Origin of the sequence: Desulfogranum mediterraneum DSM 13871, from assembly GCF_000429965.1 — a bacterium.
Lineage (GTDB): Bacteria > Desulfobacterota > Desulfobulbia > Desulfobulbales > Desulfobulbaceae > Desulfogranum > Desulfogranum mediterraneum.
Genome location: NZ_AUCW01000015.1, coordinates 26299 through 43747, shown reverse-complemented (window position 1 = coordinate 43747; position 17449 = coordinate 26299). Strand labels below are relative to the sequence as shown.

Annotated in this window: 18 protein-coding genes; 10 read left to right on the top strand and 8 right to left on the bottom strand. The window is 65.7% G+C overall.

Annotated features, from left to right (window positions below; all coding sequences use genetic code 11):
* Window positions 1-15: 15 nt before the first annotated feature.
* The 8 genes from G494_RS0107460 to G494_RS0107425 form a co-directional block, all read right to left on the bottom strand.
* Window positions 16-1278 (bottom strand): beta-ketoacyl-[acyl-carrier-protein] synthase family protein, encoded by a 1263-nt coding sequence (locus G494_RS0107460; RefSeq protein WP_028584031.1) that lies wholly within the window; start codon window positions 1276-1278, stop codon window positions 16-18.
* Window positions 1279-1294: 16 nt separating this feature from the next.
* The gene (locus tag G494_RS0107455) at window positions 1295-2293 is read right to left on the bottom strand and encodes a radical SAM protein (RefSeq protein WP_028584030.1); all 999 of its coding nucleotides are present in this window, start codon (window positions 2291-2293) and stop codon (window positions 1295-1297) included.
* Window positions 2290-3354, bottom strand: coding sequence for a radical SAM protein (locus G494_RS0107450; protein WP_035245828.1), 1065 nt, complete (start codon window positions 3352-3354; stop codon window positions 2290-2292). The genes G494_RS0107455 and G494_RS0107450 overlap by 4 nt, the downstream gene beginning before the upstream one ends.
* Entirely contained in the window at window positions 3355-3621 is a 267-nt protein-coding gene (locus tag G494_RS0107445; protein ID WP_028584028.1) for an acyl carrier protein, read from the bottom strand.
* A 4-nt stretch (window positions 3622-3625) separates the two neighbouring features.
* Complete coding sequence (locus G494_RS0107440; RefSeq protein ID WP_028584027.1) at window positions 3626-3952, bottom strand: 3-hydroxyacyl-ACP dehydratase FabZ family protein; 327 nt, start codon at window positions 3950-3952, stop codon at window positions 3626-3628.
* Window positions 3953-4213: 261 nt separating this feature from the next.
* A complete protein-coding gene (locus tag G494_RS0107435) occupies window positions 4214-5566 on the bottom strand; it encodes a lipid biosynthesis B12-binding/radical SAM protein (protein ID WP_028584026.1) in 1353 nt (450 codons plus the stop codon).
* Window positions 5563-7755 carry a beta-ketoacyl-[acyl-carrier-protein] synthase family protein gene (locus G494_RS0107430; RefSeq protein WP_051305496.1) on the bottom strand — a complete coding sequence of 731 codons (2193 nt, stop codon included), beginning with the start codon at window positions 7753-7755 and terminating at the stop codon, window positions 5563-5565. Before G494_RS0107430 ends, G494_RS0107435 begins: the two co-directional genes overlap by 4 nt.
* Complete coding sequence (locus G494_RS0107425) at window positions 7752-8030, bottom strand: phosphopantetheine-binding protein (RefSeq protein ID WP_028584024.1); 279 nt, start codon at window positions 8028-8030, stop codon at window positions 7752-7754. Before G494_RS0107425 ends, G494_RS0107430 begins: the two co-directional genes overlap by 4 nt.
* 191 nt (window positions 8031-8221) lie before the next feature.
* On the opposite strand from G494_RS0107425, the gene G494_RS0107420 reads away from it, so the two are divergent.
* From G494_RS0107420 to G494_RS0107375, 10 genes are all read left to right on the top strand, one after another.
* The gene (locus G494_RS0107420; RefSeq protein WP_028584023.1) at window positions 8222-8665 is read left to right on the top strand and encodes a hypothetical protein; all 444 of its coding nucleotides are present in this window, start codon (window positions 8222-8224) and stop codon (window positions 8663-8665) included.
* Window positions 8662-9399 carry a 3-oxoacyl-ACP reductase FabG gene (gene fabG, locus G494_RS0107415; RefSeq protein ID WP_028584022.1) on the top strand — a complete coding sequence of 246 codons (738 nt, stop codon included), beginning with the start codon at window positions 8662-8664 and terminating at the stop codon, window positions 9397-9399. Before G494_RS0107420 ends, fabG begins: the two co-directional genes overlap by 4 nt.
* A complete protein-coding gene (locus G494_RS22400; protein ID WP_051305495.1) occupies window positions 9399-10022 on the top strand; it encodes an outer membrane lipoprotein carrier protein LolA in 624 nt (207 codons plus the stop codon). The genes fabG and G494_RS22400 overlap by 1 nt, the downstream gene beginning before the upstream one ends.
* Window positions 10019-10735 (top strand): hypothetical protein, encoded by a 717-nt coding sequence (locus tag G494_RS0107405; RefSeq protein ID WP_028584021.1) that lies wholly within the window; start codon window positions 10019-10021, stop codon window positions 10733-10735. Before G494_RS22400 ends, G494_RS0107405 begins: the two co-directional genes overlap by 4 nt.
* Window positions 10735-11997 carry a B12-binding domain-containing radical SAM protein gene (locus G494_RS0107400; RefSeq protein WP_028584020.1) on the top strand — a complete coding sequence of 421 codons (1263 nt, stop codon included), beginning with the start codon at window positions 10735-10737 and terminating at the stop codon, window positions 11995-11997. The genes G494_RS0107405 and G494_RS0107400 overlap by 1 nt, the downstream gene beginning before the upstream one ends.
* A 36-nt stretch (window positions 11998-12033) precedes the next feature.
* Window positions 12034-13461 (top strand): class I adenylate-forming enzyme family protein, encoded by a 1428-nt coding sequence (locus G494_RS0107395; protein WP_051305494.1) that lies wholly within the window; start codon window positions 12034-12036, stop codon window positions 13459-13461.
* Window positions 13458-15308, top strand: coding sequence for a DegV family protein (locus G494_RS0107390; protein ID WP_028584018.1), 1851 nt, complete (start codon window positions 13458-13460; stop codon window positions 15306-15308). The genes G494_RS0107395 and G494_RS0107390 overlap by 4 nt, the downstream gene beginning before the upstream one ends.
* Window positions 15309-15378: 70 nt before the next feature.
* Window positions 15379-16113, top strand: coding sequence for a glycosyltransferase family 2 protein (locus G494_RS22395; protein WP_035245864.1), 735 nt, complete (start codon window positions 15379-15381; stop codon window positions 16111-16113).
* Window positions 16110-16979, top strand: a complete 870-nt coding sequence (locus G494_RS0107380) for a lysophospholipid acyltransferase family protein (RefSeq protein WP_028584017.1) — start codon at window positions 16110-16112, stop codon at window positions 16977-16979. Before G494_RS22395 ends, G494_RS0107380 begins: the two co-directional genes overlap by 4 nt.
* Window positions 16980-17189: 210 nt before the next feature.
* Window positions 17190-17447, top strand: a complete 258-nt coding sequence (locus G494_RS0107375; RefSeq protein WP_028584016.1) for an acyl carrier protein — start codon at window positions 17190-17192, stop codon at window positions 17445-17447.
* The last annotated feature ends 2 nt before the right edge of the window (window positions 17448-17449 follow it).

Here is a 17449-nt window from a genome sequence, read left to right as displayed (position 1 = left end):
ATCTGTTACATCTGCTTAGAGTACATGTTGAAACACGGCACAGGCGTTACAGCCGCCAAAGCCAAAGGCATTCTTGAGGACAAACTCCTGGTCCAGGGCGCGTTTACCCTCGCTCACACAGTCCAGCTCCAGGGCCGGGTCAGGGGTATGGTTGATGGTGGGGGGGAGGAGCTGGTCGCGCATTCCCAGGAGGGCGAAGATGGTCTCGATGGCACTGGAGGCGCCCATGGCATGACCGATCAGGGACTTGTTGGCACAGACCGGGGGCAGCTGCCCGGCAAAGAGCGAGCGCAGGGCCTCGTACTCCACCTGATCACCCACCCGGGTGGAGGCGGCATGGGCGTTGATGGCGGCGATATCTGCAGGCTCAAGTCCGGCGTCGGCCAGGGCCTGGGCCATGCAGCGCTGGATGGTGGGGAGGTGGGGGGCCACAAAGTGGTGGGCATCCGAGGTCATGGACCAGCCTGCCAGCCGGGTATGGTAGCTCAGGCCGTGGGCCCGGGCAAAGGCCCGGGAGGCCAGGATCAGGGCGCCGGCACCCTCGGAGATGACAAAGCCCCGGCGATCCAGGGAAAAGGGGCGACTGGCCCGCTGGGGCGCCTCCTCTTCCTGACCCGGCTTGGGTGAGTAGCTGCCGTTCATGGTGGCAAAACCGGCCACAATGGGTTCCACCAGGGCAAAGTCCACGGCCCCGCAGATGACCAGGTCTGCCCGGCCCTGGGCCAGGAACATGGCCCCCATCAGCAGGGAGCTCAGGCCGGTGGCACAGGCGGTGATGGTGGAGGTGATGGGCCCCTGGGCCCCGGTCTCCATGGCGATCTTGCCACCCACCATGTTGATGCAGGCATTGGGGTTGGTGTAGGGCGGGGGCAGGCGGTTGTCGGCCTGGAGCCTTCGGTCGGCGTTCAGGACGGCGTCCAGGCCGCCGATGGCCGAGCTGTAGGTGACTGCGGTGCGGGGGGCCAGCTCCGGGGTGATGGCGAGCCCGGCTCGCCTGAGCGCCCGGCTCACCGAGAGCAGGGCATAGGGAAAGATCGGAGAGCTCCAGGCCGCCCGGTGCCGGGGGCTGAGAAAGGGATAGTCGCTGGTTGAGAGTTCAGCGCTAAGTTCCTCCACCTGGCCGGCAACGCGCACCGGGAACTCGGGGGGCAGGGGAAAACGGCTTAAGGGACCGATGCCGCTCTCGCCTGCCAGGGCGCGCTGCCACTGCTCTTCAAGCTCCAGTCCCAGGGGGGAGACGGCATCGTAGCCGAGAATAACCGGGGTGGTGTCCTCCATGGGGGCTGCCGCAGACCTACCAGGGGATGAACTGATAGAGCTTGGCAAACATCTCGTAGACCTCGATCCAGTTCTGGAGATCCCGGCTCGTCCGGATATGGTCCCGCTTGTTGACCATCACCCAGCTCATGTGGGCGGCCCCGTCCTTACAGGTGGAGCAGTCACGGGTCTCTGAGGTACAGCAGCGGTGCATGGTGTGCAGGTCCGAGGACCAGCGGATGAAGTTGGTCAGTCGTTTGGGCCGCGGCTGCCGACGGTCCAGGGGCTCGGTCACCGAGGGGCACTCCTGCCAGCCGAACTGTCTGCCCAGCATCCTGCCGGTGGTGATCACCTCGTGGTAGTACCTGGAGGAGATCACGGTCTCGGGATAGCGATCCAGCATGGTGTCCATCTCTGCCCGCACCGCGACCAACTCTTCGGCTTGCCAGGAAAAGCCGTCCACCTCCTCGTCGTTGGAGAGCAGCTGCATGTGGACCTTGAGTCCCACGTCTCGGATCTTCTGGATGATCTTTTCGGTCTTGCCCAGCTGTCTGGGGGTGATGGTGTAGAGGTAGTAGGCGTGGGGATCTCCCTGGTAGTTGGCGCTGGAGATCTTGAAGGTGTCCTTGCCCCGGAGGGTCTTTTCATCCTCCTCATCACCCCAGAGGGAGAGGCCGACCATCATATCCGGGAAGCGCTCCCTGGGTACCTTGATCAGGCCGTTGGTGGCGCAGAAGGTGGGCAGACGCCGATAGAAGGCCTCCACCCGGTCCAGGCAGAGGGTGGGTTCTCCGCCGATGAGGATGGCCAGGTTCACCCCCCGCCTGGTCTCATCATCGATAAAGGCCTGCCAGCGGCCCAGGTCATGCTCTTCGGCGGCGGCCTCGTCCTCACCGGAGGAGAAGAAGAAACAGCCCTTGCAGCGCAGGTTGCAGCGGTTGGTCACATCGTAGATGGAGCTGCGGATGTTGAGCTTGGAGATTTTCTTATAGCGTGCGTACCAGTGATCGTCGAGAAGGGAGCTGACGGTTATCATGGGCGCTCCTTGCCTGCAGGCGGATTGATATAGGTGGGGCAGAGGGTCGCTCCCTTGGGGTAGCCTGTGACCCAGACCGCCAGGTAGGTATCCATATAGTCGAGCCAGGCGCTAAAGGTGACCGGATCGGTGGCGTGACGGTACATCCTGGCCGTGACCACGGCACTGCCCGCGGCATAGTGACGGCAGTCGCTGCAGTCGGTGTCCGGCACGCAGCAGGCAGCCTGGCGGTCCCACTGGAGGTCGGTCCGGTACTGGCGGAAGCTCTTGCCCAGGCCGATGGCAGCGGAGGGGTTCTGGCGCGGATAGGAGCAGCTGAAGAGCTGATGAAGGCTCTGCTCTGCGGTGTGGGCCACGATGTTGTAGGGCGAGAAGAGCACGTTTTGGGGATATTCCTCCAGGAGCTCGCTCATCATCTCCCTGGTCCGGAGGAGGCTCTCCCTGCTGTGGCGGAGGGGACCGCTGTAGCCGACCGGGGCGGAGAACATGTTAAAGGTGAGCTGCTGGCCGTTGTCGGCCAGGATCCGGCTGACCTCCCGGGCCTCGCCGATGTTATCCGGGGTAAAGGTGTAGACAAAGAGCGCCCTGGGATCTTCGCGATAGTTGACCAGCTGACGGACCAGCATGTCCGGGGCCTTGCGGATCCGCTCGCTGCTCCGGTCATTGCCCCAGACCGAGATGTGGATCCGGTAGTCGATCTCCCGGGGGATGGGCCTGATACCGTTGGTGGCAATGGCGCCCAGGGGGATGACCTGGTGACAGACCGCACAGAGCTCCGGCACCAGCGAAGGCTCGGCACCGGCCAGGACCACAAAGGTGATCCCCCGCTGTTTTTCGCCCTCCAGCAAGGTTCTCCAGTCGGCCTGACTGCGGTTCTCCCGGGCAAACTGCTTTTCACCGCTGAAATAGTAGCAGCCCTCACAGCGGATATTGCAGCGGTTGGTCATGTCATAGGTTGATTCGCGCAGGAAGAAGTATTGGCGCACCTTTTCCCAGCGCTCGCGGATCAGCGGATCGGCGATGATCTCGGCAAATTTGTATTCCGGTTGGGGGGCGGTCATCTATTCGTCGCTGTTGAGCTTGTCGTTGATGTAGTGGCTGATGATCCGAACCGAGGTCAGGGTGGGGTAGTCGTCTTCGTCGATCCGGATGCCGAACTCATCCCTGAGGACCAGGGCGATGGTGGCCAGGTCCATGGAGTCGATCCCGACCTCGTCGATCAGGTCCAGGTCAGGGTCAAAGGTCTCAGGGGTGACATCTTCGAGCTTCAGCTCGTTGATGATGATCTCGGCAATGCGGATGATGGTCTGGTCTATGGTCTGTGGCATGGAATTATTCGGGGGTTGCAGGGGGGGAAACCGTCATCCTGCCGGAGCAGACTTCCTGGTCTCCACAGGTGATTTTGAACTGGCACTGGTCGCTTTGCGGGGTGCAGCTCACCTCAATATCGAGTTGTTCACCGGGACGGACGATCTTGCGGAACTTGATCCGGCTAAGGCCCAGCACATCCACCCGGGCCGCTGTTGTCCGGCCAAGGAGATCGGCGACCATCTTCAGCTGGGCAATACCGGGGAGGATGGGGTCGTCGGGGAAATGTCCGGAAAACCAGGGGGAACCGGCATCGATGCGCACCGATGCTGTGGTGGTGATTGGGTCCATGTTCGTCGCTGAAAAAAAGCGCTTGCTCTGCTTATCGGTCTCGGCTGTAGCTTCTTGGTGTTGTCGCCTGATCCCTGTTCATCTATAAAAAAGCAGGGAATGGACCAAAAAGATTGCTTATACCACCTGGCTGAAAATATCTCAACCGCTAAGCCGGTGGCAGCTGTGGATCTTTAGGTGCGGATCTTTGCAACGCCTTGGTTGGACGGCTCTGTTGTCAGGTCCTGTTTCGGTCTGGCGAGGGCTCTCCCGGTGGTCGGTTCAGCGAATCAGAAACTCCCAGAGCGGTCCGCTGTATCCCCGTTGATGCAGCTTTCGGACGGTGTCTGCGCCCCCGCTGCCGCCGGAGCCGACCACCCAGTTGATTCGCTGGCCTGCCCGCTCTCGGACCATGGCCTCGATGCCGGCTTGATCGATCCCCTCGGCCTGGTAGAAGACAGGCTTGAGCAGGTCGGTGTCCGGGCCGATCCTGCCCTGTTCTAGGGCGATCCGGTAGAGGCCGGTACCCGGATAGACGCGGATGCCGATGAAGCAGAAGAGCACGGTCCGGGTGAGTCGTTCCATCTGTTCCAGGGTGGCGCTCACCGTGGCCCGGGACTCGCCCGGACCGCCCAGGAGCAGGTAGTGGGCGGTATGGAGACCGGCCTCCAGGGCCTGCCGGTGGGCCGTGAAGACCTCCCGGACCCGAAAGGGTTTGCGGTAGCTCTCGAGCATGGGGTCTGCCAGGGCCTCGGTGCCGAATTCCACATGGCGAAGACCGGCTTCGGCCATGGTGGAAAAGTACTCCGGCGGCAGCTTCACCGGCGCAAAGAAGGCGCCCCAGGGGATGGAGACCCCGGCCGCCGTAAAGGCCCGGGCCACGGCCAGAGAGTGGGGGACATCCGAGTTAAAGGCCGAGTCGGTGATAAAAAAATAACTGGCCCCGGCTGCCTCCAGCTTCAGCGCCATCCGGGCCACCTCCTCCGGGTCGATCAGGCGGTGCTGCCGGCCCTCGATCCGGGGATAGGGGCAGTAGATGCAGCGAAACGAGCAGCCCCGTTTACTCTGCAGGCTGAGCATGCCGCCGTGCTCCAGGTAGAAGCGCTTATGGGCGGCATCGTCCCGGAAGTCGCGTCGTTGCGGGCCGGTCCAGGGGGGGGGCAGGGGGGGGGCTGCCGGGGAGTCCGGGGTGATCACTCCCGGGATCAGGCAGGGGTCCTGCTCCTGGTCCAGGGCATCGGCCAGGAGGCCGAAGCGTTCTCCCTCGCCCACCAGTCCCAGGTCCGCGCCCACGGCGGCCAGGATGGCCCGGGGCATGATGGTGAAGCCGGCGCCGCCGCAGACGACCAGGGCCCGGGAGCGGGCTCTGAGCCAGCTGACCAGCTGCTGGTACTCCCGGATAAAGGAGCGGCTGGTCGCTGCCTCGGTGTTGTCGATGTTGCGGCAGGAGATGCCGATCAGGGTCGGTGAAAACTCGGCCACCAGCCGGGCCAGGTCGGCCAGGTCCATGGTGTTGAGATCCGCGATCCGCACCTGGTGGCGGGCTGCAACGGAGCCTGCCACATAGTCGAGACCAAGGGGGTAGACCGGGTAGGGCTCGCGCAGGGTGTTGGGGGAAATCAGCAGGATCCTCATGGTCGCTGCAGTTCCATGGCCGTGAGGCAATCGCCCAGGCCCAGGATCAGGATCCGTCGGCCTTCGCCTTCCAGGCGGAGCTCCCGGCCCCCGCTCAAGCCTGCCGGGATGCGGCCGGCCTGACAGAGGGCGGCGGCCAGGGTCGCGGCCAGGGCCGAGGCGGTGCCGAATTCACCGCTGAGCCTGCGGTAGTCGACGGTGGGCGCCTTGGAGCGGCTCAGGGCCTGGAAGGCCCTCAGTTGTTCCTGGCCCAGATCCCGCCTGGCTGCAGGAATGCCCACCAGGATCAGCCCGTAGGGCTGGCTCCGGCCGGGCCCCAGCTTGAGGGCCCTCACCAGGGCTGCCATGGTCTCCGGGCCGCTGTCTTGCTGATAAAAGGGCAGGCAGATGCGGCAGCAGGCCCCCTCGAGCTCCCGGCTGACCAGGAGGGCCGCGCCGCCGTCGGCTGCCCGGTCTGCTGCCTGGTATGCTGTCGTACAGGAGGGATCCAGCAGGGGTGAGAGGTCGGGCTGGGCTTCGTCGACCCCCATGAGCAGGGTCGGTCGTGCGCTCCTGCACCTCATCAGTTGGGCGCTCAGCAGGGCCTGCTCAAAGGAGTAATCGCCGCCGCTGGTGGTGATGTTGGCACCGGTGGCCCCCAGGAGCAGGGCCACCTGGCCGGCAGGGCCGTTATGGACCGAGCCGACAAAGTCGGTGGGGCTGGGAAACTGCTCCTCCGTGGTCCTGAGGCGGTGGAGGAAATCAAAGGTTTCGGAGAGGGCGCCCCAGCTGGTGCCCATGAAGACGTTCCCGATCCCGGGGGCGTCGGTCCCTGCTTTCCGGGCGGCTGCAGCCAGGGAGAGGCTCATCTGGGCCAACCGTTTGAGCCGTCGGGTCAGCCTGGGGGAGAGCCCCGCGCTGATGGTCGCAGCCGAGGCCATGCCGGCCACCGACTCACCCCGGCGGAGCCGTTCCAGGGTCGCCTCGCTGTTGCCGGCACCGCTGATGGCCGCAAAGCCATGGATGGCCAGGCCCGGGGGGCCAGGCTTGCAGTCGACCTGGGCCCGGGGCCCGGGGGAGTAGCACCGCTCGGCGATGAGCAGGGAACCGTTGTTGCCGCCAAAGCCAAAGGAGTTGGAGAGCACGGTGCGGACTGCTCTCTCCTCCGGCCTGGTAATCGGCTTGAGGCCGAGCTCCGGGTCCAGCTGCTCCAGGCCGGTGTTGGCCGGCAGCAGCCCACGGGAGATCAGCAGGCTGGCAATCACCGCCTCGATGGCCCCGGCCGCTGCCAGGCTGTGGCCGGTGGCGCCCTTGATGGAGGAGAGGGGCGGCAGCGGCTGAAACAGCCGGCGGATGGCCCGGGCCTCGGCCCGGTCGTTGTCCGGGGTGCCGGTACCGTGGAGGTTGATGTAGTCGACCTCTGCCGGTGTGAGGCCACCGTCGGCCAGGGCCTGTTCCATGGCCCGGAGCGCCCCGTCGCCCTCGGGGTGGGGCGCTGCAGGGTGATAGGCATCGCAGGAGAGTCCGGCCCCCAGCAGTTGGCTGGTGCAGTTTTCGCCCGGCCTGCGGCTCAAGAGGAGCAGGCCGGCGCCCTCGGCCACGGCCATGCCCTGGCGCTCCCTGTCCAGGGGGCGACAGCCCTGCCGGTCCACCAGCTGGAGGGCGTGGAAACCGAAGTAGGTGAGGCGGGAGAGCGAGTCCACCCCGCCTGCCAGGACCGAGTCCACCTCTCCTGCCAGGAGCATCTCCCGTGCCAGGGCCAGGGCCACGGCCCCGGAGGAACAGGCCGTGGAAACAACCAGGGCCGGACCCGTGCAGCCTACGCTCTCAGCCAGGGCCTGGGCCACGGAGTGGAGCCCGTGATAGCGGTAGCAGTGGGGCCGCTCTTCCTGCTCGGCCAGGAGCTGTTCCGTGGTCAGGATGCCGCCGGTGGTGGTGCCCAGGATAATGGCGCCCGGTGGATGGCTGCAGCCTGCCATGGCCTGCCTGCCTGCCGCTACGGCCAGCTGATGGGTGCGGGGCATGGTCGCTGACTCCGGGGCGAGCTCGACCTGACCCACCGGCAGCGGCTCTCCCCGGAGCAGGGAAAAGAGGCTCAGGGGGGCAAGGGCGGAACGGTTTTCGCGCAGGGCCTGCTCGGTGGCTGCCAGGCCTTTACCCAGTCCAGAGATGATGCCCAGGCCGTTGATGTAGATCCTGGTCGTACTCAAGGGGCGGTGTCGGCAGCGCTTTGCGGGCCGTTCTCCTGGATATAGCGGGCCAGGTTGGCCAGGGAGTAGAAGACCTGCTGGCCCACCTCCTGGTTGTTGATGACGATGCCATAGTCTTTTTCCACCATGACCACCATCTCCAGGACATCGATGGAGTCGATCCCCAGCTCGCCGCCCACCAGTTGGGCGTTTTCGTCAAAGTCTTCAGGCTTCACATCCTGGAGATTGAGGATCTCGATCAGTTTGATCTTGAGCTCTTCGATCAGTGCATGCATAATTTTTTGATTTTGCAGTTGGTTTGTATTAATTAACCGCTGAGCCCGAGCCACGGCTGTGCTGTGGTCCGGGGCAGTGCCGTTGTCAGTGTTGATAAAGGGTGCTATGTTATCTGCTGGCCAGGGATTTGTCATCCCCTTTGGACCCTTGGCGGCAGGTTATTTCAAGAGCTTCGGGATCAGGAGAGATCATGGCTGCTACACCCCTCAATGGTCTGAGTTTGGAGGACCTGCTCCCCCATCGTGGGGGGATGCTGCTGGTTGACGAGGTCCTGGAGGTCGAGTCCAGCCACGCCCGGACCAGCTCCAGTCCCCGGCCAAGCTGGCCCCTGGCCGAGGAGTCGGGGGTCCACCCCCTGATCCTGGTGGAGCTGGCGGCCCAGACCGCCGGAGTCTGCAACGGCTGGGACCGGATCCAGACCCAGGGCCTGGACTCCAACCAGATGGGCTGGCTGGTGGGGATCAAGAAGGCGGAATTTTTTGTCGATAGCCTGCCCTTTGCTCAAAAGGTGGTGAGCTGCGCCCGGACAACCCATAACTTTGCAAATCTTCGAGAGGTGGCCTGTGAGCTCTATCAGGAGCAGCGCCTGATCGCCCGGGTCACCCTGCAACTCTTTCAGGCAGAACAGTCATGACAGCAAGAGATGAACAGACCATAGCCATCGTCACCGGTGGCAGTAAGGGCATCGGCAGGGCAATCTGCCTGGAGCTGGCCCGCCAGGGCCACTACTGTGTGATCAACTATCACAGCGACCGGGAGGGGGCCCAGACCACCCTGGCCCGGGTCGAGGCAGCCGGCGGGGCAGGGGAGATTGCCCCCCTTGACGTCCGCGACACCGAGGCCGCCCGGGAGGCGGTGGAAGAGCTGGCAAGCCGCTTGGGCAGGATCGATCTCCTGGTCAACAACGCCGGCATCATCTCCGATGGCCTCTTCATGATGATGTCCCAACAGAGCTGGCAGACGGTGATCGATACCAGCCTCAACGGCTTTTACAACGTCACCCGGCCGGTGATCGAGCAGATGGTCCGCAGGCGCCGGGGCGCGGTGGTCTCGCTTTCCTCGGCCAGTTCCCTGATGCCCAACCGGGGTCAGGCCAACTATGCCGCAGCCAAGGCCGGCCTCAATGCCGCCAGCAAGGCGCTGGCCAGCGAGGTGGCCCGCCTGGGGATCCGGGTCAACGTGGTGGCCCCGGGACTGATCGAGACCCAGATGATCCAGGAGGCCCCCAGGGAGCAGATCAAGGCCATGATTCCCATGGCCCGGATCGGTCGACCCGAGGAGGTGGCCCAGGTGGTGGGCTTCCTCTGCTCCGAGGCCGCCTCCTATGTGACCGGCCAGGTGATCTCGGTGAATGGCGGGATGTTCTGATGAACGCTCGCTGGCTGCCCCTGGCCCTCGGCCTGCTGCTCGCTATCGGGAGCCCTGTCATCGCTGCTGAGGCGGAGCCTGCGCTTGCTCGTCCCGACAGCCCTGCCAAGATCCACTCCATAGAGGCGGACTTTGTCCAGGAGAAGCACCTCAAAATCCTGGCCCGGCCGCTGGTCTCCTACGGCAGCTTTGCCTTCCAGGCCCCCCGCTCCCTGCGCTGGGAGTATCGCCGGCCCATGGTCTCGATCCTGATCAGTGACGGCGATACCATTCGCCGCTTCGTGGAGCACGAGGGGGTGCTGGTGGAACAGCCGGGGATGGGGTTTGATGCCATGGAGCTGGTCCTGGCTGAGATCAGCAACTGGCTGGATGGCCGCTTCAGCGACAATCCCCTGTTCACCACCAGCCGGCCGGAGCCCCGCACCATCGTCCTCACCCCCAGGGAAGCGGGCCTGCGGACCCTGATCAGCTCCATCGAGCTGCAGCTGGCCGAGCAGTCCGGCGGCCAGGGCCTGCTGGAGCGGGTGACCATTGTCGAGGGGCCGGACGCCTTTACCACCATGACCTTCAGCAACCGGCTCCTCAACGGCCAGATACCGCTGCACCGTTTTCAAGGGCCATGAGCCTGGTCCGTTCTTCTCTCTGCTGCCTGGCTTGCCTGCTGCTGGTCGGTTGTGCCCCCTCGGCCCTGCCACCCTTCAGCATCCTGGAGTCCCGGGAGGGAGAAAACCCCGCAGAGGAGATGGCCCGGCTACGCTGCGCCGCCCTCTTTCCCCGGGGCAGCTGGCAGCTGGTCCATGCCATCGACTACAGGGTGGGGCAGAGCGGCCAGGGCAGCGTCATCGGGGTGACCAGCCTGGGCCGGCAGGAGCTGGAGTGCGCCCTGGTCACGGTCGAGGGCTTGACCCTCTTTGCCGCCCGTCAGGGCCCGGCAGGTGAACTTACGGTGAGCCGTGCCGTGCCCCCCTTTGATGCCCCTGGCTTTGCCCAGGGCCTGATGGCCGATCTCCGGACCCTCTTTCGCCGGCCTCGGGCCGGGCAGGTCCTGGTCGGTCGTCTGCAGCGGCCAACCGGCCCCGGCCGTTCAGGCGCTGAACCCTTGGCGAGCTGTCGCTACCTGGAACCCGGTGGCCGGGTGGTGGATCTCAGCCCCGGGGCAGAGGGCGGTTGGCGGCTGCAGAGCTACAGCCCGACCGCGGCCCTGGAGCGGACCATCCGTGCCGCCGACTGCACCCTGGTGGGTGTTACCCCCATTGCCGGGACCCTGGAGCTGACCGCCCCGGGCCCCGGCGGCTATCAACTCAACCTGAAACTGCTCCGCGCCGAGATGTTCTAATGCGATTTAAACTGATCTACCCCAAGTGGGCCAAGCTCAACCGTCAGACCGAGTTTCACCTGCCCCCCCACGGGCCGGTGGTCTTTGCAGCCACCCTGCCCGCCTATGTGGAACTGGATTTTGTGGACGAGAATCTGGACGAGATCGATTTTGAGGAGCCGGTGGATGTGGTGGGGATCTCGATGATGCTCACGGTCCAGGTCAAGCGGGGCTGGCAGATCGCTGACCGCTATCGCCGCCAGGGGGTCAAGGTCATCTTCGGCGGGATCGCCACCATGCTCCATGCCGAGGAGACCATGGCGCATGCCGATGCGGTCTTCCTGGGCGAGGCCGAGGGGCGGATGGAGGGGCTCCTGGAGGACCTCAGGCTGGGGCGGCTCAAGCCCTGCTATGACTATCTCGACCGTCGGCCGGACATCGGCCTGGTGGGCCCGGCCCGGCGGGATATCCTCAAGCGGGAGCTCTACAACCACAAGGGGGTGCAGATGGTGGACCTGGTCCACGCCTCCCGGGGCTGCCGCTTCAACTGCTACCCCTGTGCGGTCTCCTACCTGGGCGGCCGGGAGTTCCGGCCCCGGCCCATCGACCAGGCCGTGGCCGAGATGGCCGGGATCGATAACAACCGTCTCTTTATCGTGGACAACTCCCTGGCCCAGAATACCCAGTGGGAGCTGGACCTCTTTCGGGAGATGATCCCCCTGAAGAAGAACTGGTGCTCCCATCCCATCGAGGACAAGCCCCAGGTCCTGGATCTGGCGGCCCAGGCCGGTGCCTGGTATGTCTATCAGGCGGTCTTTGACACCTCGGACTACATCAAGGAGCGGATCAAACGCTACCATGACCACGGCATCGGGGTGGAGGGGACCATCCTCCTGGGGCTGGAAAGCCATGACGAGGAGTTCATCAAGCGGCTGATCGATTTTCTCCTGGAGATCGAGCTGGACCTGGCCGAGTTCACCGTCCTGACCCCCTTTCCCCATACCCGGGCCTATGAGGAGCTCAGTCGGCAGGGCCGGATCCTCTCTACTGACTGGGACGACTACTCTGCAGACCGGGTGGTCTACCAACCCAAACAGATGAGCCCGGAGCGTTTGGGGGAACTGCTGGACTATGCCTGGAACACCTTTTATCAGGATGAGCCCCAGCATATCAAGATGGCCCGGCTCTTTAAGCAGGTGGTCCAGCGGGAGATGGCGGCCGACACCTTTCGCCCCAGGGAGCGGCGTCTGCGGCAGCGCTCCTTTGGCCGAGTCGCCGAATAGGCCGGGGCCGGCGCGTAAGTTTTTTTGGAGGCTCTGATGAAGACCAACAGGGACACGACCATCGACACGACCATCGAGGCGATCAGCCCCGGGATCCGGGCAACTGTGGCCCGGCTCCTCGGGGAGCCTGGCCAGCCGGAAAAACCCTTTATCCATGGGGGATGCACCCTCCAGGAGGTCCACGGCCTGGCAGCCCGCTTCCGGCAGGCGCTGGAGCCGGTCGGGACAGAGGCTCCGCTCTGTCTGGCCAGCGAGGATAAGGGGGTCCTGGCGGCCGCCCTGCTGGCCGCGCTGGCCGGTGGCCCGACCCTGCTGTTGCCCCATGCACTCTCTGCTCCTGCCCTGGAGCGACTGGACCAGGCCGTTGAGCTGGCGGCTGTCCTGGGCGAGCAGGCCGCCGGCTTTTCGCCCGATCTCAGGCGGATCGACCACCAACTCAAGGGCAGCCCATCCTCCGGGGCAGGTCTGGCGGGGGCTGTTCCGGCCGCACCCGGGGAACTGCTCCTCCAGCTCTTCACCGGCGGCACCACGGGCGCTCCCCAGCTCTGGTCCAAGAGCGTGGCCAACCTGCTGGCCGAGGCCCTCTTCCTGGCCGATCACTTCCAGGTCGGGGAGGAGGATCTGATCCTGGCCACCATCCCGCCCTACCATATCTACGGCCTCCTCTTTTCGGTGCTGCTGCCCCTGGTCTCCGGGGCCCGGGTGGTGGCCGAGAGCCCCTCCTTTCCAGGGGAGATCGAGGAGCTGGTCCGAAGCCGGGGGGTGAGCATCATGGCCGCGGTACCTGCTCACTATCGGGTCCTCCGGGGCCGGACCCTGCCCCTGCGCCTGGCCTTCTCCTCGGCCGGGATGCTTGATCCGGCGGATAACAGCGCCTTCTGCCGGGCCAATACCATGGGGGTGATCGAGGTCTATGGTTCCACCGAGACCGGCGGCATTGCCACCAGGAACCGCTGGGCCGGGGAAGAGGGGTTCACCCCCTTTCCCACGGTTGAGTGGCAGATCCATCGGGAGCAGCTGGCGGTGCGCTCCCCCTACATCTCCCCTGATCTCCCCCGGGATGAGGCCGGTTTCTTCCATACCAGCGACCGGGTGGAGGCCTGCGGCGCCCGGGGCTTTCTCCTCAAGGGGCGCAGTGACCAGGTGGTCAAGGTGGGGGGCAAGCGGGTGGACCTGGAGGAGGTGCGGCAGCTGATCCTGGAGGTGGCCGGGGTGGAGGAGTGTCTGGTCCGGGCCCTGCCCGAGGGCGGCGGCCGTCAGCACCTGATCGCTGCCCTGGTCCAGGTCAGGGGCGTGGATCCAGGCCGGGATCCCGGCCTGGATCCATCGTTCCTCCAGGGCTTCCTGGAGGAGAGGCTGGAACCCGCTGCCCGGCCCAGGCGTCTGCTGATCGTGGAGCAGATTCCGCTCCAGGCAAACGGCAAGTACGACGGCCAGGCCATCACCCGGCTGCTGCAGCAATGAAGGAGCTTTGGCCCAGTTACGGGGCAGGCTACAGCTGCCTTGCGGCCTGGAGCGAGCTCCTGGACCGGATCAATGTCTTTCCCGTGGCAGACGGCGACACCGGGGTCAACCTGCGGCTCAGCCTGGCGCCCCTGCGGGAACCCTCTGCCGGCAACCTTCGCAGCCAACTGGCCCGTTCTGCCAGCGGCAACTCCGGCAACATCGCAGCCGCCTTTTTCCGGGAACTGGTCAGCGCCGACCACCCTGAAGAGCTGCCCCAGAAAGTCGCCCTGGGCCGGGCTGCGGCCTGGGCAGCGGTGGCCGATCCCCGGGAGGGGACCATGCTCTCGGTGTTCAGCGCCCTGGACCGGGTCCTGGCCAGCGGCGAGCCCCTGGAAGAGCTCCATCCCCGGATCATGGCTGAACTCCAGGAGGCCGTGGCCACGGGCGTCCGCCAGCTGCCCCAGCTGGAGGCGGCCGGGGTGGTGGATGCCGGTGGACTGGGGATGCTGCTCTTTTTTGAGGGCTTCTTTGCCTGTCTCCTGGAGCGGGAGGAACCGAGCGGTGCCATCCTGGATCGATTTTCCGGCCAACTGACCATCAACAGCGCTTACCGGCCCGAGCCCCTGGAGCAGGGTTGGGGCCATCCCGGCCGCTCTGCTGCCGCCTCCGCACCCTCTTTCTGTGTCGATGCCGTGCTGGCCACCGAACTGGACCAGAACCAGGTCCGGGAACAACTCGGTCCCTGGGGCGACAGCCTGGTGGTGCTGACTGCTGAGCTTGCCGATACTGCCGATACTGCTGACGGTGCTGACGCGGGTGAGCCTGCTGTAAAATTCCACATCCATACCCGGGCCCCCGAGGAGCTGCGGCTGGCCATGGCCCAGGTGGGCGCCCTCCGTCACTGGTCGGAGGAGCGGATCGAGCAGCCCCTCGGCAGCCCCTCGTTGCGGCCGGAGTCCCCGCTGTCAGCGGGATCAGGGACTCCTGCCGGGAGCGAGGCGCCGGTACGGATCGTCACCGATGGCGCCGGTTCCCTGACCCGGGCCCTGGCCAGGGAGCACGCCATCACCCTCCTGGACAGCTACATCGTCACCCGGGAGCGGGCCGTGCCCGAGACCCTCTGCCCGGCCGGGGAGATCTACCGGCTACTGGCCGCGGGCACCAAGGTGACCACGGCCCAGGCCTCCCGCTACGAGCGTCACCAGCACTACCAGAGTCTCTGCCAACGCTTCTCCCGCTGCCTCTACCTCTGTGTGGGCTCGGCCTTTACCGGCAACCACCAGGTGGCCAGCCGCTGGCAGCAGCAGCATGACCCCGAGGGTCGCCTCACGGTGCTGGACAGCGGTGCCGCCTCCGGACGCTTGGCCCTGATCGCCCTGCTCACCGCCCGTCTTGCCCAAAAGGGTGCCTCCTACACCTCGGTGCTGGCCTGCGCCCGGGAGCTGATCGACTCGGCCCGGGAGTATGTCTTCATCGATCAGCTCAAGTATCTGGTGGCCGGCGGCCGGGTCTCCAGGGCCGGCGGTTTCTTTGCAGACCTCTTGCACTGCAAGCCGGTGGTCACTCCCGGCCACCGGGGAGTCCGCCGGCTGGGCATGGTCCACAGCCGGGGGGGGCAGCTGGCCTTTTCCCTGAAAGAGCTGGCCCGGGAGTGTGATGGGGCGGCGCGACCGCTGATCCTGCTCCAGTACTCGGATAACCGGGCCTGGCTGGCCAGGGAGGTGGAGCCCCGGGTGCGGAGTTGCTATCCGGGAGCAGAGCTCCTCACCACCCCCCTCTCCCTGACCTCCGGGGTGCACATGGGCCCCGGGACCTGGTCCCTGGCCGTGGTTGCCCACCCCCCTGAACCCCCTGCAGGGGGCTGAGCCCGGGCCGCCCGGCCTGCCCCGTAACCCCAGCGTTCCAGAACCCTACGTCTTTTCCAAGGATAAGCCCATGAAGCCTGCAGTGATTATTCCGGTCTATAACCATGGCCAACAGATCGAGGCGGTGGTCCGCCGGGCCGCCCGGCTGGGGCTGCCCATGGTGGTGGTGGACGACGGCTCCACCGACGGCACGGCCGCGATCCTGGACCATTTGGCTGGCTCCGGCGCTCTCAGCGGGCTCACCCTCCTCCGTCATCCGGAGAACCTGGGCAAGGGCGCTGCCCTGCTCAGCGGCTTTGGGGCCGCAGTTGACCAGGGCTGTGACTGGGCCCTCAGCCTGGATGGCGACGGCCAGCACGATCCCGCCGATGGTCCCAGGCTCCTGGAGGAGGTGGCCGACGGCAGCCGCGCCCTGGTCCTGGGCCGGCGGGAGCAGATGGAGAGCATGGCCCATGTGCCCTGGACCAGCCGCTTTGGCCGCAGCTTCTCCAACTTCTGGGTCTGGGCCGTGGGTGGACCGCTGGTGAGCGATTCCCAGTCCGGTTTCCGGCTCTACCCCCTGCCCGAGGTCCTGGAGTTCGGGGTGCGGTCCCGGCGCTACCAGTTTGAGGTGGAGGTCCTGGTCCGGGCCCGCCAGGCCGGCTTGGAGGTCCGGGAGGCTCCGGTGCAGGTGGTCTACCAGCCCCGTGGCGAGCGGATCAGTCACTTCCGGCCCTGGACCGACTTCCTCCGCAACTCCCGGCTGTTCAGCCGGCTGTTCTTCTGCCGCCTCTTTGCTCTGCTTGCCCGGGTGGTGGGGCGATGAGGGGGTTCTGGTATCGACTGTTGGTCCGCTGCTCCAGCTGCTGCGGCCCCTGGCTGCTGAAGCTGGTCTCCCGGCTGATTGCCCTGGGCTACTTTCTCTTTTCCCGGCAGGTGGCGGAGAGCTGCCGCTTCTATGCAGCCCTCTACCCCGAGCAGGGAGCGCTCTATCACCGCTGGTGCAGCTTCAGGCAGTACCAGCGCTTCACCTCCATCCACCTGGATCGTTTCCTGGCCCGGGAGCGCGGTACCCCGAGCTGCACCTCCCGGGGCTGGGAGCGGCTGGAAGCGCTGATCGGCGGGCAGGGCGGGATCCTGCTGATGTCCCACCTGGGCAACTGGGAGATGGCGGCTGCGCTGCTCAAGCAGCAAAGGGGGGATCTCCAGCTGCTGCTCTACATGGGGGTCAAGGAGCAGGAGGGGGTGGAGCGCTGCCAGAAGGAGGAGCTGCGCCGGGCCGGGGTCACCATCATCGGGGTGGAGCAGGGCAGCGATGCCCCCATGAGCGGGGTGGAGGCGATCCGCTGCCTCCAGGCAGGCGGCCTGGTCTCCATGGCCGGCGATCAGCTCTGGCGGGAGGAGCAGCGCCGGGTGGAGGTCTCCTTTCTGGGCCACCGCGCCTTCCTGCCCCAGGCCCCCTTTGTCTTTGCCCTGGTCGCAGGGGCGCCGCTGCTGCCCTTCTTCGCCTTCCGTCAGGGGGACAACCACTATCACTTCAGCCTGGCCGAGCCCATCACCATCGAGCGGGTGGCCCGGGGTGAGCGGGACCAGGCCATTTCCCGGGCTGCCCAGGAGTATGCCGACCTCCTGGCCGCCACCCTGCGGCGCCATCCCTTTGAGTGGTACCACTTTGAGCGCTTTCTCCACTAAGGCCGTCTCTGCAGGCAAGAGGCCGGCGGGAACGGATCCCCGAGGGCGCAGGGGGGTGCCTGGGGGCGGCTCGCGGTCAGCCGCTCTTTTCCCTTTTGTAAGGAGGAGAAACCGTGTAGTATCCGAGCCCATTAGACCAAATCCGCAGAGCGTACGGCAAAACCGGCCCCAGGGGGCTGAACGCCATCTGCTGTCCACCTAGATCGTGTTATGACCAGAGACGAAATACAGCAAGCCATTATCACCATCCTCACCAAGGACTTTGAGTTCGAGAATCCGGGCCTGGAGGACAACCTCCGCGATGCCCACGGCTTTGACAGTATCGATGCCATCGAGCTGCTGGGCAAGATCGAGTTGCTCCTCGGCTTCTCCCTGACCCGGGAGGAGAAGGAACAGGCCATGGCCATCCGCACCATCAAGGATGTGGTTGCCTATATCGAAGAACTGCAACGCTCCCGCAACAGCTAACC

Coding starts and splice junctions, on each gene's coding strand:
- G494_RS22400 (WP_051305495.1), top strand. CDS start 9,399: ATGAACGCTCGCTGGCTGCCCCTGGCCCTCGGCCTGCTGCTCGCTATC.
- G494_RS0107380 (WP_028584017.1), top strand. CDS start 16,110: ATGAGGGGGTTCTGGTATCGACTGTTGGTCCGCTGCTCCAGCTGCTGC.
- G494_RS0107390 (WP_028584018.1), top strand. CDS start 13,458: ATGAAGGAGCTTTGGCCCAGTTACGGGGCAGGCTACAGCTGCCTTGCG.
- G494_RS0107405 (WP_028584021.1), top strand. CDS start 10,019: ATGAGCCTGGTCCGTTCTTCTCTCTGCTGCCTGGCTTGCCTGCTGCTG.
- G494_RS0107395 (WP_051305494.1), top strand. CDS start 12,034: ATGAAGACCAACAGGGACACGACCATCGACACGACCATCGAGGCGATC.
- fabG (WP_028584022.1), top strand. CDS start 8,662: ATGACAGCAAGAGATGAACAGACCATAGCCATCGTCACCGGTGGCAGT.
- G494_RS0107450 (WP_035245828.1), bottom strand. CDS start 3,354: ATGACCGCCCCCCAACCGGAATACAAATTTGCCGAGATCATCGCCGAT.
- G494_RS0107400 (WP_028584020.1), top strand. CDS start 10,735: ATGCGATTTAAACTGATCTACCCCAAGTGGGCCAAGCTCAACCGTCAG.
- G494_RS0107460 (WP_028584031.1), bottom strand. CDS start 1,278: ATGGAGGACACCACCCCGGTTATTCTCGGCTACGATGCCGTCTCCCCC.
- G494_RS0107420 (WP_028584023.1), top strand. CDS start 8,222: ATGGCTGCTACACCCCTCAATGGTCTGAGTTTGGAGGACCTGCTCCCC.
- G494_RS0107445 (WP_028584028.1), bottom strand. CDS start 3,621: ATGCCACAGACCATAGACCAGACCATCATCCGCATTGCCGAGATCATC.
- G494_RS0107435 (WP_028584026.1), bottom strand. CDS start 5,566: ATGAGGATCCTGCTGATTTCCCCCAACACCCTGCGCGAGCCCTACCCG.
- G494_RS0107455 (WP_028584030.1), bottom strand. CDS start 2,293: ATGATAACCGTCAGCTCCCTTCTCGACGATCACTGGTACGCACGCTAT.
- G494_RS0107375 (WP_028584016.1), top strand. CDS start 17,190: ATGACCAGAGACGAAATACAGCAAGCCATTATCACCATCCTCACCAAG.
- G494_RS22395 (WP_035245864.1), top strand. CDS start 15,379: ATGAAGCCTGCAGTGATTATTCCGGTCTATAACCATGGCCAACAGATC.
- G494_RS0107425 (WP_028584024.1), bottom strand. CDS start 8,030: ATGCATGCACTGATCGAAGAGCTCAAGATCAAACTGATCGAGATCCTC.
- G494_RS0107440 (WP_028584027.1), bottom strand. CDS start 3,952: ATGGACCCAATCACCACCACAGCATCGGTGCGCATCGATGCCGGTTCC.